Raw genomic sequence first — 15808 nt, 5'->3', positions numbered from 1 at the left:
CGCGCCGGACGCCCGGCCGCGCCGCACGCTGCGGGCCCGTGCGGGCGCCGGGAACCGCATGGATCACACCGAGTGGGAAGAGTACCTGCGGGCCAGCCGCCTGACCAACCTCGTGGGGCACTGGGCAGCCGTGCAGGAGCACCTGGACCTGCCGGACGACACCCGCGACTTCCTGCTGGAAACCATCCGGGGCCGCCGCCCCTTCCGCCTGGAGGACCTGACGCTGTTGCAGACCCTGGCGCGCAGCGAGGCGGTTCTGGATCGGCTGCGCGACCTCGGCCCGCCGGAACGGCTCAGACCGGCGGTGCGCGCCGCGCGCGTGGAACGCGTGATCGAATCCGAAAGCGGCCTGGAACTGCTGGACGTGAGCGGCGACCCGCACGTGCAGGGCGCGCGGGCCTGGTTGTGGGGCCTGAAGGCCGTGTTCAGTCCGGCCCAGTGGCGCCGGGTGGAGGCCGGCGTGAACACGGGGGCGCTGCGGGCCGACGATTACGCCGCGCTGCGGCAGACGCTCCTGGCCCTGCCGGGTCAGGCGGAACCCGGCATGCCGCGCACCCCCCGGCAGTTCCTGACGTACGTGGCGCTGCTATTGGGGCGTGAAAAACGCGTAGAGCGCGCCCGTGAACTCCTGCACCAGCGGCGGCAGGCGACCAGCCTGATCGTCCTTGACGGCCTGTGGCAACGCTACCGCGACGGCAAACACATTCAGGAATCTGAACTGATCGGGCGCGCCCTGAACGGCACCCGCCGCGACGCCCCGGTTCCCACGCCGCCCGCCACCCGGCCCGGCAGGAAGGCCGCCGCCCCCGCCCGGCCGACCCCGGCGCCCACCGCACCATCGAAAGCGGTGTCACGCAAAGCTGCGCAGACGAAAGCAGTGCAGGCGAAAGCGGTGCAGGGGAAAGCGGTGCAGACGAAAGCAGTGCAGGGGAAAGCCAGCCAGCAGGCCCCGGCGCAGCCGACCCAGGCACCAGCGCCCTCGCGCAAGCAATCCCCGAAACAGCCGAACGTGCAGGCCCAGCCGCCCGCGCAGGTCATACCGCGTAGCGACCTGCCGAACGCCGATCTGCCGAACACTGATCCGCTGAGTGCCGAGCGCGCCGAACTGCAGGACGGATGGGGCCGGGGCCTGTCCAGTCTCGTGCCGCCCCAGCACCGCCGCGCCGTGAGCCGCGCCGTACACCAGCCGCCGGGCACCCTGGACCGCGAACAGCTACGCGTCGCGCGGCATGCGCTGGACGTGTACCGCCGCGCCACCCGTGCGGGCACCCCCCCGAAAAAGGTGTTCACGACCCCGCCCGGCCCGCGCACCCCGGACGCCTACGCGGCCGCGCTGGCCCGACTGTTCACGGAGCTGGGCGTCCCACACCTGCTGGCCCCGCTGGCCGCCCGCAGTCCCGCATGGTTGCAGGCGACCTTTCCCGGCCCGTACCGGCATTATGAGCGCACCGGGGAACTCCACCGCGACCTCAGCGCCATCCTGAATGCCCTGAGTTGAGTGGCCTGAGCTGAACGGCCCGGCCAGTGACGCCACCGGCCAGTCAGGGCAGCCCCCTCTGGCAACGGGAACAAAAGTGTGTTAGTCTGAATTTCCCATTTGGGGATGACCCGGTTTCGACGGGGATCGCTGAGCGGGACGTTGCGAGCCGAGGATGGTCGTGGGCCTCGTTAATCATCGACTAAAGCCTTTAACTGGCAACAACAACAGCAACACCTTCGCCTTCGCTGCATAAGTGAAGCAGTGACCAGGAAGCCCGGCTATTGGCGTCCTGCGAACTTCTAAAAGATAGCTAGCCTGAGCCGACGCTCCTGAGCACAGGCGAAATGAAGGAGCTGGGGTCAAAAGAAGCGTGTCCATGCGCGTCTGAGATCCGAGATCCAAACCACGGACTACGCTCGTAGAGACCAACGCAATGGGTTTTCGGACGGCGGTTCGACTCCGCCCATCTCCACCACCAAGACGCCCCAGGCCAACCAGCCCGGGGCGTACTTCATTACTTCCAACAGCGCCACCAACAGTGCAGGCCCATGCACCTGCGCGCGTCCCGCTGAGATCACGCGCTTCGAAGAGGCCATACCCGCTCGGACCACGAGCGAACGGTTGAGGACCACACCGCCCGCCTGACCCGGGGTTGACTCGGTTGCGAGTCGCTGAGGGTCCACCAAACCCTTGACAGATCAGTCCGCCCCGGTTTGCGTGACGTCATAGTCCAGGGTCAGATGCACCAGAGACCTGTACCCCTCACGGAAGAGTTCCTGGTGCAGTCCCGTGGAAGCCGAGGACAGCTCTTCCACTCCGCACGCGAGTGATACATTCCCGCGGCTCATAACGACCGTCCAGGTACCGAAATCTTTTCGGAGCAGATTCTTGCGTACCCACCCATCCTCTTCCAGCGCCGTCACAACCTGCCACGCGGTCTCATCCACAGGTTCCCTTGAGGGGTAACAGCCCCCTTCAAGACCAAGCTGAGTGTAGGCCCCGACACACCGGTTCTGGGACGATAGCTGACTGACGGTGGATAGTGACGACTCAAATGGAACATCTTCGTAATTCACGCGTTTCTCCTGGCAGGCAGCGAGCAGACTCACAGCCAGTAACCACACGCATCCGGCTTTCACCTGCCCACCGAGTGCATGAACGCAATGAGAGGCAACCCTCGCGTCATGGCGACGTACCGTCCGCCGCTTCCGCCTGCATATGTAAACGGTTCAGAGTCAGGTTCACCAGAGACTTGTAGTCCTCACGGAAGAATTTCTGATCAAGGCCTTCCGACTGGGTTGTCAGTATGCCCACCGAGAAGGCCAGCCCTTCTCCTTCACGAACCAGGGTGGCGTTCCAGACGCCGAAGTCCTTGCGGAGCATCCCCCTGCGTTTCCACCCGTCCTCTTCCAGCACGGACACCACGACCCCGGCCGTCACGTCCGGGTCACTCGTGGCCGGATAGCACCCGCCCAGCAGATTCATCTTCTGGTATGCCTCAGCGCAACGGGTGTCAGGTGAGACGTTGCTCATGCGCGCAATGGACGCGTCAAGGCTCGGCTAGGTTCGGTTCATGGAACGCTCCTGACAGGAGGAGAGAAGAATTGTCAGCAGGAGCAGGGGCCAGTGCGTCACCTGACCAATCCGCTCACAGATGCGCCCGCCTGCCCGGAGACGTCGTTCTTCACCACCGCGATTTCCAGGAAGGACTTAAAACCCTGGTCACGCAACGCCCGGTCGCCCTCCGTGTCTGCATCTTCCAGCGTGTCGACCACGATGACGGCGGACTGATCACCTCGCGACAACGATTGAGACCACGTTCCAAAGTCCTTGCGCAGGTCATGATCGGGTTTAAATCCAGAGTTCAATAGGGCCTGTGAGACCGCTCTGGCAACCTCATCCTGCTTCTCCGTGGAGACAAAGCACCCACCCAGTTCACTTCGTTTCTCGTACGCGTCGGCGCATCTGTTCACCGTGTCAAGGTCAATCCCCTGAACGAGCCGGGTGAGATCACTGCTGACGAACGGCCCCTTCTCCACCGATTGTTTCATCTGACACCCCATGAGGAGCAGGAACAGTGGAAGGACCCGGATCACCGGAGTGCCGTCCAGAGTTCACGCAGTCTCCCGAATTCTCGCGTCTCTATCTGCCTGACAGTGACCACCTCACGGATCACAGTAGTAGGAATCTGCACCTTGTCAGGTAATTTCAGGTTCAGGTCTTTTGCCATGTCGAGGTCGTTCTGCGTGACGTTCAGCGTGACCGGCCCGTACGTTCCGTCCGTCAGGCCCATCAGCTTCAGGGCGCCCTTCACGAAGGCGGCGTACGATTCGCTCTTCAACGCCAGGGTGGTCAGGTGGTCGAGCAGGGTGTTCTCGGGCAGGCCGTCCATGATCACGTCCGTGTACGACCCGCCCGTCACGACCATATCCGCGAAGCCGCCGATCACCTTGAGGTCTTTCAGGTTCGGGTACTTCTGGCTCACGTACGTCAGGTACCGCTGCAGGCCCAGCAGGTTGTCGCGGCCGCCCTCGAGAACCATGCGGGGGTCCTGCGCGCTGTTGTACGACCCGCCGTACACGACGCGCGCGTCCTTGCGGGCCTGCCCGGGCGCGAACTGATTCTCGTCCCGAATGCCCGCCGTTTTCAGCAGGTTCAGTTCGGGGTTGCTGGTTTTCAGGCCCTGCAGGTAAGTGTTCAGCAGTGGGATGTTGTGCCCGCTGGTCGCCAGTTCCGCCAGGCCGCCCGCGAAGGGGGCGTCCGTGCCGTGCCGTTTCCACTGCGGGTCGAAGTAGTGGATCTGGCCGGGCAGGCCCCGGTCACCGGCGGTGGGGACCACGTCCCCGTCCGCGCGGTAGTGGCGGGCCGTGATCGCCAGTTGAGGGTTGTTTTTGTTGTACGCCTCGAGTCGGGCGACGTCCTTCTCGTCGATGTTTGCCCCCTGGAAGGTCACGACCGCCCGGGTGTACTGCGGGTAGCGGGTCGCGGCGAGTTGCGCCAGGCCGCCGCCCAGGGAGTGCCCGACCATCAGGATCGGCCCGGCCGCGCGGGCCTTGGTGAGTTGGGCGCTGATGACTTCCTCGTTCTGCTGAATCTGGTAGTACCCGATGCTGCCGGGCGCAAAATCCCCTATTTTCGTGTCGATGCCCCCGGCCTTATTGTTCTTCAGGTCGATCGTCAAGCCTTCCGTGCCGCGCCACGCGACGATCACGTCCTTGTACTTCGCGCGGCCCGGGATGGGCGTGAACACCCGGAAGTCCAGACCCCACTTCCCGTGAATGGCGTTCCCGGCGGAGTACCCGAAGTACGCGAGCAGCGCCGCCGGCTGCCCGTGCCGGCGCTCGTCCTCGAACGCTTCCTTTCCCTCGAGGGCGTCCCCGGTGACGTTCTCGTACCCCATGCCGATGGCGATGTTCTCCAGGAACGCGTCGTACGTCAGTTGCGCCTCGCTGATCGGTGGGGGCAGCAGGTCCAGCAGGATCTTGCGTTGCCCGGCGTCCCGGACAAGTTCCCCCAGCTGCGTGTACAGGGACCGGCCAGTCCGCTGGCGGTAGGTGGTGAGCAGTTGCTGAGTCTGTCCCTTGGCGCGGGCGTCCGCGAGTTCCTGCCGGAGTTCCTCGATCACCTTCGGGTCCGAGATAACCGAGAACCGCTCCACCTCATATTCCCGGACGTTCCATGGCAGGCCTCGCCTTGCTACCTGCAGCGCATCCGCCACAGGCCGTGGAAGGTCCACGAGGTTCTGCCCGAGCCGCCGGGTGGTCCCCATCCCGGCGTTCGACATGACGTTGTCCGTCCGCGCACCGCGGTCCACCACCTCCAGCCCCACCATGTACCGGGAGTCCGTGTGCACGTCCAGCATGGCGCCAATCACGCCCGCGTGATCCACGCCAGTCAGGCGCATCGCTTCCCGGCTCGCATCAAGCGCGGTCACCTCAGCCCGGAAGTCCTGCACCAGCGGCCGCTTTGTCAGTGCCCGGTACTGGGCGTCTAGCGCGCCGTACCCAACCTTTATGGCGAGCGTCACCACGACCGCCTGGAGGTCCATGTTCACGTTCAGCCCCAGTTGCACGCGCCGGACCTCCGGCAAGCTCTGAAGTCCGAGCTTCAGGGTGGGGGCCGTGTGAACCGCCCGGAGTGCCAGCGCGGCCGGTCGGGCCAGTAACGACGAACCCGACGCGGCCGGCCGGGCCGCAGGGGCTGGCTGCGCGTCCGGGGTAGTGGGAGTGGTCTGGGCACGACGTTGCAGGGGGACGGAACCGGTCATGAAAACCTCCAGATGGGCTGGCGAACTGGCGGTCAGCCTAGCAGGGGGTGGCGCGGCGCGGACCGGCATTTGCCGCATGGACGTTCAGGGTTCTTCCCTCACGTCCGCCTCTGCTGTCTCCGGCAGGGCGTTCACGGCGCGCCCATCGGGTTCAGGGTCCGCGCCTGTGGCCGAGGTCTCATCCCGGGCCACGGCCAGCTCTTCGAGCAGAACCCGGATCTGGTTCAGGTTCGCACGCGTATGCCCGTCACTCATGCACTCAGGGTGGCACGTCTGCTCACCGCAGAGCGCCGCACATCCAGCAGGTCACGCCCGCGCCCGTCACCGGAGTACGCCTCTTCCGGTGAACTTGTGCCGTCACAGGCCAAAGTGCGCAGGTTTGGTGGTGCTTGCACCATTCCCGTGCGCGCTTCCCTGCGCGTACTCTCGTACGGATTCCGTCTGCCTTGGTGCAGTTCAGGATCAAGCCGGGCGGCCATTGCGCCACAGACCCGGGTGTTCGTACACGCGTGACCTGAAGCGGGCCGCCACTGTCAAGTGCTGGTTGACGGGGCGTCAAGCGGGGGTTAACCTGCGCCATGACGGCCACTCCTACGATGACTCTGGAATGCCGTGTGCGTGAGCGCCGCGAGGCGCTGGGCCTGCGCGCCAGCGACGTGGCGCGTCAGGTGGGCATCTCCCGGCAGGCGCTGCACCGCATCGAGGGAGGCGCTTCGCTGCCCGGCACGCTCCTGGCGTTCACCCTGGCCCGCGCCCTGACCTGCCGCGTTGACGACCTGTTCACGCTCGACCCCACACCCGGTCGCGACCTGCTGGAAGCCCAGCACGAGGGCGATCTGGCCACCGGCACACGGGTGGGGCTGTACGAACTGGATGGCCGGTTGCGGGCCGTGGATCTGCGTGCTTCCGGCGCCAGCGGCGCGGGCCAGGGCCGCTTCCACGTTCCCGCCGACGGAACCATTCAGCAGAGTGGCCCCGCCGGGCAAGTGGCCGTGCGCCCGCTGCGGAGCGTGCCGGACACGCTGGCGCTGGCCCGGCAGACGGCCCTGCTGGTGGGCTGCGACCCGGCGCTGGACCTGCTGGTCACGCACGCGGCCCGCCAACCCGGAGGGGCGCGCGTGATCCTGCATGCCCGGTCAAGCCTCACGGCGCTCCGCAGCGTGGCGCGGGGCGAGGCGCACGCCGCCGGGATTCACCTGTGGGACGCGCAAAGCGGCACCTCGAACCTGCCGTTCACGCAGGCGGAACTGGGAGCGGCCACGCTGTTCACGCTGTGGACCTGGGAACAGGGCCTGCTGGTTGCTCCCGGCAATCCCCTGAAGCTGCGTGGCCCGGCCGACCTGACCCGCCCGGGCGTGCGGCTGCTCACCCGGGAGAGCGGGTCAGGCAGCCGCCTGCTGCTGAACGACTGGCTACGCCGCGCAGGCCTGCCCGACCCGGACGGCTGGCAGGCGGACGTGCCCACGGCGCACAGTCCGCTGGAGGCGGCGGCGCTGGTCGCCTCCGGGCAGGCGGACGCCGCGCCCGGTCCCCGCTCGGCTGCGCAGGCTGCCGGACTGGAGTTCATACCACTGCAACACGAACGCTTTGATCTGGCTGTCCCGGACGAGCACGCCGGGCACCCGGGCATCCTGGCGCTGCTGGCCGCCGCCCGCAGTGAGGCCTTCCGAGCCGACCTGAGCGCTATCGGCGGCTACGACCCCGCGCGGTCCGGCGAGGTCTGGCAGCGCAGTCAGCCCGGCGCGGCCCCGACGGACCCGCCCGACCCTCTGCACGGTCCCCACGTCCCGAACCGCAAGGCTCACGCATGAAACGCCGCCTCATGGCACGGTTCCTGACCGTACCCCTGCTGGTCCTGGGCTCCGGGGCGCACGCCGTGAAGCTGACGGTATTCGCCGCGTCCTCGCTGACCGACGCCTTCACCGAGATCGGCCGGGAATTTGACCGTCGCACCGGGAACCGCACCACCTTCCAGTTCGCCGGGTCTCAGACGCTGCGTATGCAGCTGGAACAGGGCGCGCAGGCCGACGTGTACGCCAGTGCCAGCGACGCGCAGTTCACGCCGCTGGTCGGACATCTACTCACGGCCCGGCAGGTGTTCGCCCGGAACACCCTGAGCGTGATCGTGCCGCGCGGCAGCGCCGTGAAGTCCCTGGCGGACCTGACCCGGCCGGGCCTGCGGATCGTGATCGCCTCGCCCGCCGTGCCGGTCGGGGCGTACACCCGCCAGATGCTGGAGGCTGTGGACCGCGCCGGAACCTACGGGCGGGACTACGCAGCGCGGTTCCTGAAGAACGTGGTCAGTGAGGAGGTGAACGTGCGGCAGGTCGCGCTGAAGGTCAGTCTGGGCGAGGCGGACGCCGCCGTGGTGTACAGCAGCGACCTGACCCCCAGCCTGAAGGAACGCGTGCAGGCGGTCGCCCTGCCAGGCCGGTTCAACCAGCTGGCCGCGTACCCGGTCGGCGTGACGACCTCGGCCCGCAGCGGCCCGCAGGCGCAGGCGTTCGTGGCGTTCCTGCTGTCCGCCGACGGGCAGCGCACCCTGCGCAAGTGGGGGTTCCGCCCTGCCCGTTAGGTCGCGCGGTCCCTCGCGGCCCCGGCCACCCCCGCTGCCGCTGCTGCTGGGTGGCGTGATGACCGCGTTCCTGCTGCTGCCCACGCTGGTGCTGCTCTCACGCGGCCTGAACGCCTCGTTCCTGCCCACCCTGCTGAGCCCCCCCGTGACCGAGACGCTGCGCGTGAGCCTCTGGACCACCTCGCTCAGCGCCCTGCTGACCGTGCTGCTGGTCACGCCCGTGGCGTTCCTGCTGGCCCGCTTCGACTTTCGCGGAAAGACTGTGCTCGAAACGCTGCTGGACCTGCCGATCGTACTGCCCCCGGTCGTGGCGGGCCTGGGTCTGCTGCTGACCTTCGGGCGGAGCGGCCTGCTGGGCGCGCCACTGGAAATCGCGGGTGTCAACCTGGCGTTCACGCCGGCGGCGGTCGTCATGGCGCAACTGTTCACGGCCTCTCCGTTCTACCTGCGGGCCGCGCGCGCCGGGTTCAGTGCCGTGGACCAAGACGCCGAGCAGGCCGCGCAGACCGACGGGGCCAGCCGCGCGCAGGTGTTCCGCTTCATCACGTGGCCGCTGGCCTTCCCCTTCCTGCTTGAGGGGCTGGTGCTGACCTGGGCGCGGGCGCTCGGTGAATTCGGCGCGACCATCCTGTTCGCCGGGTCCCTCCAGGGCCGCACGCGTACCGCGACCCTGGCCGTGTACGCCGCGCTGGAAAGCGACCTGGGGCCCGCGCTGGTGCTGTCGGCCGTGATGGTCTGCGTGGCCTTCGCGGTGCTGCTGATCGTGCGCACACTCGCCGCCCGCCGAGATTGAATCCTCGCCGCGACCACCAGGGCTGAAACGGACTCGGATGGATTCGGGACTACGCCAGATTGCCAGCTCCACGTCCGGAACCCGTTCCTCTCCCACTCGCATCCGCTTGGATTGAATGGTCTTTGCAGCCCATTCAACCCGGAGTCCGTATCAGCGGCGGGGGGGTCGGCTGTTGCGGCGCGTGGGGGCGGCTGTGCCTTTCAGGGCGTGGTATGCCTCGAGTTGCCCGGCGCTGATCTGGCCGCGCTGCACGGCCCTGCGCACGGCGCAGCCCGGCTCGCCCGTGTGGGTGCACTTGCGGTAGCGGCAGTCGGCGGCGATCTGCTCGATCACGTCGAGCTCCGTGGCCACCCCTTCCGGGTCCCACACGGCGATGTCCCGCAGGCCCGGGTTATCGACCAGCAGGCCGCCGCCGGGCACGCGGTACAGGGTGCGGGCGGTGGTGGTGTGGCGGCCCAGGCCATCCGGCATGACCGCGCCGGTCTGCGCGGCGTCGCGGCCCAGCAGGGCGTTCGTCAGGGTGCTCTTCCCCACGCCGGACGAGCCGATCAATGCCGCCGTCACGCCGGGACGCAGCGCGCCCCGCACGTCCCCCAGGCCCTCGCCCGTGCGGGCATTCAGGGCGTACACGGACACGCCGGGCGCCAGGGAGCGCAACTGCGCCAGGAACGGCTGCGGGTCGCGGGTCAGGTCGGTCTTGTTCAGCAGCAGCGCAGGCTGCGCGCCGCTGGCATGCACGGCCGCCACGTACCGGCCCAGACGCGGCAGGTCAAAGTCCGCGTCGGGGGCCGTGACGATCAGGACGGTATCCACGTTCGCGGTGATGACCTGACGGCTCAGGCCGCCGTGCACGGCCCGCGCGAAGGTCGTATGGCGCGGCAGGACCGCCGTGACCCGCAGGTCCGGGCTGTCCAGCAGCCGCTGCGCGACCACCCAGTCACCCATGACCGGCTGCGAGTCCGGATCCTGGCGCATGACGCCCGCCAGCAACGCGCCTTCCTCACCCTGCGCCGTCCACAGGCGGAACGAGCCGCGCCCGACCCCCGCCACACGGGCTGGCAGCAGGTCCGGCTGCACGTCCGGCGCGGCGGCCTTCAGGACGTCCTGCGCGGCGGTGTGCAGAGCGGCCGTCCAGCCCAGGGCGTCCAGTTCTGGGCCGTGCCACTCCCCGGCCTGCCGGTCCGTCTGCATCTGGTCGGAATCGCTGGTCACGCGGTCTCCCCTGGCGTGCCCGGCCACCACCGTGGCAGCTCCTCCGGCGGCGACCTCAACGGGAAACACTCCGGGCGAACCACAGCGGGTGCCACGCGCGCACGCACACTGAACCAGTCGGGGCAGACGTCATGACCCCAGGGTACCGCCGCCCCGCGCCCAGCGCTGCGGCGCAGGTTGCCATGTTGGACGCTGAGACGGATTCCGATTGATTCGCTCGGATTGAAGGGTCTTTGCAGTCCCTTCAATCGGAGTCCGGTTCAGAAGTGCAGGGCTTCGCTCTGCTGTTCGGGCAGCACGCCGTACCGCTCGGCGCGGGCCAGGATGTCGGCGGCCCAGCGGGTGTGCGTGGCGGGTTCGCACATGCGGCCGTTCATGCTGAACACGGCCGGGGCGTCGGGAGCCAGGATGGCGCGGGCTTCCTGAAGGTCGTGGGCGTGAACGGCGTACGCGCCAAGCACTGCTCCGATCTGCGCGGGGTGAATGATGGTCTTGCCGCACAGTCCGTACTCGAGATCCTGTTGCAGTTCGCGGGCCAGGGTGGCTGGGTCGCTGAAGACCTCGTACACGGGGCTGGACAGCGCGAATCCGGCGGGTTTGAACACGCCGATCAGCATACTGATCACGCGTTCCAGGGGTCCCTCGAACACGGTGCGGCCGGGGGTGCGGCGCACGCCGAGGGCGTGCATCAGGTCGTTGCCACCGATGCGCAGGCCGCCCACGCGGCCCTGAATGCCGCGCGTGAGCATCAGGTCGCGCAGGGCGGTCATGTCGGCCTCACTGAGGGCCTCGCGGGTCTCCAGGGTCGGGAACACGTGCAGGTGCGCGTGTTCCGGCGCGCCGAGTTCGTCCAGGTACCCGGCGAGGTTCCCGGCGTGAACCTTGGGCAGCACGAAGCCGGTCACGGCGCGCAGGTCCATGCGCAGGACCTCGCGCAGCACGGCGGGGTTGCGCACGCGGATCAGGCGCAGCGGGCCGCGGTCGCCCAGCTGCGGCAGCGCGGCGCGCAGGTTCGCCAGGGCGTGCGGCAGGTCGTCCTCGCGCACGGCGTCCTCGGTGCAGTAGATCAGGCTGGTCAGGTCCGGCCAGCGGCCACTGCCGAGTTCAACCAGATCAGGGCGGGTGGCTGGCGTGTACAGGCTCGCGCCGAGCGTCCACGGGTCGAACGGGGCGGGCAGGGTCACGGCTCACCGCCGGCGATGGTGGCGACCGCCAGGTACGGCAGGTCGGGGTGGGTGGTGACGGGCACGCCGGACGCGTCAGCCAGTTCGCGCAGGTGCCCCGTGTCGGGGTGCGCGGCGTCCCGCACAAGCAGGTGCGCGGGGCGGCGGCGCAGGAACACGCGGGTGGCCTCGCCCACGCCGGGTTTCACGCGGTGCGGGTCGAGTACGCCCAGGCGGGCAGCGGCCGCCAGCGCGGCGGCCTGCGGCTGGACCGGCCGGGGACCGCTGACCAGCGGCGTGTCCGGTCCGTACGGGCGGCTCAGGTCGTCAAGCGCGTCCAGGTAGTGGGCGCTCAGGTCGTGCGGGGCGAGGCTGTCCTCGCGGCGCGCGGCGTGACGCTGGCCGGGTGCGGTCACGAAGCTGCGGCTCAGCAGGCCGCACACAGTGGCGTTCAGGGCGGCGTGCGGGAGCAGCAGGTCGTCGTGCGTGGCGGCGTGCAGGGCCACACCCGCCGGGTCGCTCAGCACGGCGAGGCGGGCGGGGACCCCGGCGGGCAGGCTGCCCTTGAGGGTGTCATGGATGCTGCCCTTGCCGGTCCAGCCGTCCACGAAGATCAGTTGCGCGTGCGGATGCGCGGCCTGCACCTCGGCCAGCGCCGCCCGGTCGATGCCCTCGCCCCGGATGATGCTGAGGGTATGGTGCGGCAGGTCCCGGCCCCAGCGGCGCGCGAGGCGGCGCATGGCGCACCCGACGGGCGTACCGGCGCGGGCCAGTGAGACCAGCACAGGCTGCGGGTAGGCGCGCAGCGTCTCGGCACTCAGGGCGGCGAGCAACTGGCCCACGCGGGGACCGTTACGGCGCAGCGCTCCGTGGTACGCGGCGGTCTGCGCGTCGCTGGGCGCCTGTTCGGGGGTCAGGAGTTCCCCGTAAGACACGCCGCTGCGGATCAGGGCTTCTTTCTCGTCGATGCTGACCAGCCGGGGCGACGCGGCGTTCAGGTGCACGCGCACGTCCTCGGGCGGCAGGGAGTGAAACAGTGGAACAGACAGCGTCATGCAGGCATCCTTGGGTGGGGTCAGGAACGGGAAAATCAGGGACAGGAGGGCGCGTGCGGCCAGTGTACGCCGCGGCGGTCAGGGACGGGTCTGCGGTCCACCGCAGGCGCCTGCGCGCCCGATACGGGTTCCGGCTGAATCGGTCACAGCTGAAGCGGTCATAGCAGAGGCCGTCCTACGGACAGGGGCGGCTCAGCGTTGCGGCAGCGTGAGGCTGCGCAGCGTGCGCATCAGCTGGCCGCGCCGGGGCGTGACGGCGAAATCGCACTCGTTCATGAAGCCCAGGTCGCTGACCGAGTCGCCCAGTCCCAGCGTGAGGGCCGCGCCGCGCAGGTGCTCGCCCAGCAGGTAACGCACGGCGGCCGCCTTCCCGAGGTGACGGGGCAGCAGACTGACGTTGTTCGCGTTCGCGATGACCCGCAGCGGCGAGTCCGGGCCGTGCGCGGCCTCCCAGCGGTCCTGAAGGTCGGCCAGAACGAGCGGATCGGCGTCCGGGTGTTTCAGGACGGTCATGAAGGGCAGGCCGTGCGCGGCGTGGCGGGTCAGGCGGGCGCCCGTCTGCGCCGCGTGCGCGGCGATGGCCGCTGTTCCGGCGTGTAGGGCGGCCTGAAGGGGACGCAGGTGCGCCGCGACCTGCGTGGCCCAGGCGGGGTCCGGCCGTCCGTCCGGGGTCAGGATGGTCAGGCCGTGATCCATGACCTGCCACGACCGGAACGAAAGCGTCACCCGCCGCATGGCCTGCGCGTCGCGGCCCGTGACCGGGATCAGGGTGACGTGCCCGGCGCTGAGCAACTCCAGCAGCGCCGATTGCGCGGGCGTCGCGTGAGAGTGCGGCGCCCCGAGGGTGTTCACGGTCATGGGTGTCAACGTGGCGGGGTCGGTGCCGGGCAATTTGCGCAGCGTCTGGAACAGCGTGTCGTCCAGGTCCGCGAACGCGACGATCCCGCCGCCCTGCCAGGAGGCGGGGGTCACGTGAGCCTCACGGCGCGGGCCTGCGGTCCCAGGGCGCTCATCAGGGCCGGGTCGGGCTGGCAGTCGCCCTCGAACGCAACGAGAATGCGGGCGTACTCCTGCGGGGCGACGTTGTACAGGTAGTTGGGAATGCCGTCGCCGACGTTGTCCGTGAAGGTCAGCGCGTGGCGGATGGCGAGACCCGGCAGGACCGGACTGCGGGTCGTCGCGCTCCAGCGCACATCCAGGCCAGCCTCTTCCAGTGCGCGGGCCAGTGCGAACGCCGGGAACTGATACTCGCCTGTGCCCAGGACCAGCACGGGCCCGGCGGGGCCGGTCAGGTCGGCCAGGTCAGTCAGGGCCAGCAGGTCCGCCGGGTCGCCCGGCAGGTGCAGGGCGTCCGGGTGGCCGTAACGGACGCTGCGCGCGGGCAGCAGGTGGCTGCGGTCACCGCCGTCGCCGGTCACGGCGGGCAGCGCGGCGGGAGTCCAGGCGGGGTCCGGCGTGAATTCGAAGGTGCCGCTCGACAGGCTCACGAAGTCCACCGGGACGCCCAGCGCGGCCTGCACGGCGCTGCGGCGCACGCACCAGTCGGTCAGGCTGACCAGCACCACGTGCCTCACGTGCGGGTGCAGGGCCAGCCACTCGCGCGCCAGGTTCTCCAGGGTCGTGCCGGTCGAGAGTTCATCATCGACCAGCACGAGTTCCCGCGCGGCGCGGGCCTTCGCGCCCGGGTCGTACACGAGGTGCGCGGGCGCGTGAGAGTGCGGTTCGTCGAAACGCAGCAGCAGCGGGTGTCCGCTCAGGTAACGGGTGGTGTGCTGGAAGGTGCCCCCCACCCGGCCGCCCCCGTGCGCGGCCTGCTGCCCTCCACCCTGCCGGGCCTGCCACGCACGGAACACGCCCTCGCCCAGGGCAGTCGCGGTTTCCGCCAGCCCGATGAAGTGCGGCGCTGTCAGGGGCGGCAGGGCCGACGCGAGCGCCGCGTGCGTGTCCGCCGCCACCTGGGGGCGGATGGGAATGTGCTTGCCCAGCACGCGGCTCACGAACAGAAAGCCGCGTTTCGGGTTGCGGCGCACCGCGAATTCCAGCAGGTCGCCCAGTGGCAGGGCCGAGCGCTCCAGGTGCAGGTCCAGCCGCCCGCTGGGCAGCGTCACGGATGTCCGGGTCGCTCCATCAGTCGCGGCGGATGGAGTGTCGGTGGCAGACGGGGGAGAGGTCACGCCAGCTCCTGAGACACTGCCGGCTCAGATCCTGCCGGCGGCACGACCCTCACCACTTTGTCCTCGGCGACGTTCAGGCCCGTCTGCACGGGCGGCAGGGCGTCCCAGTCGAGCGTGCCCTCCCAGGCGCGCAGCAGGAGCAGCGGGAAGTTCACGCCGGCCGCCATGCTGTAGCGCAGGCCGCCGGACGCGCGGGCGTTGATTTCCAGCATGTTCGCCACGCGCGCCGGATCGCCCGGCCGGGACTGGTCCTTGGTCTGGAAGTTGAAGATGCCGCTCAGGCCGTACGTCCGCGCGATCTGAGCGGCGGCGCGTACGAGGTCCGGGCGGTCCTCGATGCGCTGACCGTCCGGGCCCTTGCGGCGCACCACGGCGCGGATCAGGCGGCCCTGCCACGCCACGCAGTCCACGCTGCGCTCGGCTCCCTCCAGCGTGTGCATGAGCAGCATGGTGGGCAGGCCCGGCGCGGCAAACATCTCGCGGGCGGCCGCGTGGCTCATCTGGTACAGCTCGCCCTTCAGGAACGACCCCAGGTCCGGTTGGGGCGTCAGCACCCGGAAGCCGCTGGCGTAGATGCCGCGCGCGGGTTTCACGCACAGGCGCACGCCGCTTTCACTCAGGTCGTTCCAGGCGGCGTCGAAGGACGCCAGCGAATCGAAGGTCGTCCAGCGCGGGACCGGCAGCACCGACATGTCCCAGCCGCGCAGGAACTCGTCCTTGCGCTCCAGGAGCCGCTGCGTGTCCTCGGACGCCGGGGCCAGCACCGCCGTCCCGACCTGCGCGAAGGCCGGGGCGTGCCGGGCCAGCAGTTCGCGTTCCTTGCCCGGAATCAGGGCGTCGATGCCGTGCTCCTGGCAGGCGAGGCGCAACCAGTCGGCGTACGGCTCGCCGAGCAGCCCAGGCGGTTCCAGGAAGGTGTGCGGCGCGGCGGCCAGCGTGCCGTGCCCGGCGTCGGTGTGGCTGGCCCAGACCTCGAACCCGCTGCCCCTGAGGGCCGCAATCTGCGCGGCCGTCACGCTGAAGTTCTTGTTGAACAGAACCCGGCGGGGCCGGGTGGTGGTGCGGTCACTCGTCATGATGAACTCCTGC

General features: G+C 69.4%; 14 protein-coding genes and 1 other RNA gene. 5 read left to right on the top strand and 10 right to left on the bottom strand.

Annotated elements, in window-relative coordinates:
• A partial coding sequence (locus QZ271_RS07895) for a hypothetical protein (protein ID WP_291430244.1) occupies positions 1-1498 on the top strand: 1498 nt, incomplete at its 5' end.
• 101 nt (positions 1499-1599) lie between these two features.
• Positions 1600-1955: a transfer-messenger RNA gene (ssrA, locus tag QZ271_RS07890) on the top strand.
• Between the two features lie 707 nt (positions 1956-2662).
• On the opposite strand, the gene QZ271_RS07885 is transcribed toward ssrA, so the two are convergent.
• The 4 genes from QZ271_RS07885 to QZ271_RS07870 all read right to left on the bottom strand — a co-directional run bounded on the left by QZ271_RS07885 (position 2663) and on the right by QZ271_RS07870 (position 6002).
• Positions 2663-2965, bottom strand: coding sequence for a hypothetical protein (locus tag QZ271_RS07885; protein WP_291430242.1), 303 nt, complete (start codon positions 2963-2965; stop codon positions 2663-2665).
• 146 nt (positions 2966-3111) lie between these two features.
• Complete coding sequence (locus QZ271_RS07880; RefSeq protein WP_291430240.1) at positions 3112-3531, bottom strand: hypothetical protein; 420 nt, start codon at positions 3529-3531, stop codon at positions 3112-3114.
• A gap of 41 nt (positions 3532-3572) precedes the next feature.
• A complete protein-coding gene (locus tag QZ271_RS07875; protein ID WP_291430238.1) occupies positions 3573-5747 on the bottom strand; it encodes a hypothetical protein in 2175 nt (724 codons plus the stop codon).
• Between the two features lie 84 nt (positions 5748-5831).
• Complete coding sequence (locus QZ271_RS07870) at positions 5832-6002, bottom strand: hypothetical protein (protein ID WP_291430237.1); 171 nt, start codon at positions 6000-6002, stop codon at positions 5832-5834.
• 323 nt (positions 6003-6325) lie between these two features.
• On the opposite strand from QZ271_RS07870, the gene QZ271_RS07865 reads away from it, so the two are divergent.
• Genes QZ271_RS07865 through QZ271_RS07855 form a run of 3 tightly spaced genes read left to right on the top strand, consistent with a single transcriptional unit; the run spans position 6326 to position 9115 of the window.
• Entirely contained in the window at positions 6326-7558 is a 1233-nt protein-coding gene (locus QZ271_RS07865; protein ID WP_291430235.1) for a substrate-binding domain-containing protein, read from the top strand.
• On the top strand, positions 7555-8322 hold the full coding sequence (modA, locus tag QZ271_RS07860) for a molybdate ABC transporter substrate-binding protein (RefSeq protein ID WP_291430233.1): 768 nt from the start codon (positions 7555-7557) through the stop codon (positions 8320-8322). Before QZ271_RS07865 ends, modA begins: the two co-directional genes overlap by 4 nt.
• Before the next feature lie 58 nt (positions 8323-8380).
• Positions 8381-9115 carry an ABC transporter permease gene (locus QZ271_RS07855; protein WP_291430231.1) on the top strand — a complete coding sequence of 245 codons (735 nt, stop codon included), beginning with the start codon at positions 8381-8383 and terminating at the stop codon, positions 9113-9115.
• 150 nt (positions 9116-9265) lie between these two features.
• Here the strand turns inward: QZ271_RS07855 and rsgA are convergent, their stop codons facing one another.
• From rsgA to QZ271_RS07825, 6 genes are all read right to left on the bottom strand, one after another.
• Positions 9266-10327 carry a ribosome small subunit-dependent GTPase A gene (gene rsgA, locus QZ271_RS07850; RefSeq protein WP_291430229.1) on the bottom strand — a complete coding sequence of 354 codons (1062 nt, stop codon included), beginning with the start codon at positions 10325-10327 and terminating at the stop codon, positions 9266-9268.
• A gap of 260 nt (positions 10328-10587) precedes the next feature.
• Positions 10588-11511 carry an HpcH/HpaI aldolase/citrate lyase family protein gene (locus tag QZ271_RS07845; RefSeq protein WP_291430227.1) on the bottom strand — a complete coding sequence of 308 codons (924 nt, stop codon included), beginning with the start codon at positions 11509-11511 and terminating at the stop codon, positions 10588-10590.
• Positions 11508-12545: a cysteine protease StiP domain-containing protein gene (locus QZ271_RS07840; protein ID WP_291430225.1), complete on the bottom strand. Its 1038-nt coding sequence runs from the start codon at positions 12543-12545 to the stop codon at positions 11508-11510. Before QZ271_RS07840 ends, QZ271_RS07845 begins: the two co-directional genes overlap by 4 nt.
• A 192-nt stretch (positions 12546-12737) precedes the next feature.
• Entirely contained in the window at positions 12738-13517 is a 780-nt protein-coding gene (locus QZ271_RS07835; protein ID WP_291430223.1) for an HAD family hydrolase, read from the bottom strand.
• Positions 13514-14653, bottom strand: coding sequence for a phosphoribosyltransferase domain-containing protein (locus QZ271_RS07830; protein ID WP_291430221.1), 1140 nt, complete (start codon positions 14651-14653; stop codon positions 13514-13516). Before QZ271_RS07830 ends, QZ271_RS07835 begins: the two co-directional genes overlap by 4 nt.
• A gap of 62 nt (positions 14654-14715) precedes the next feature.
• Positions 14716-15795, bottom strand: coding sequence for an ATP-grasp domain-containing protein (locus tag QZ271_RS07825; protein ID WP_291430218.1), 1080 nt, complete (start codon positions 15793-15795; stop codon positions 14716-14718).
• Between the last annotated feature and the right edge of the window lie 13 nt (positions 15796-15808).

The sequence above is a fragment of the Deinococcus sp. genome, assembly GCF_018260555.1.
Classification (GTDB): Bacteria; Deinococcota; Deinococci; order Deinococcales; family Deinococcaceae; genus Deinococcus.
This window is presented reverse-complemented; position numbering and strand designations above follow the sequence as displayed.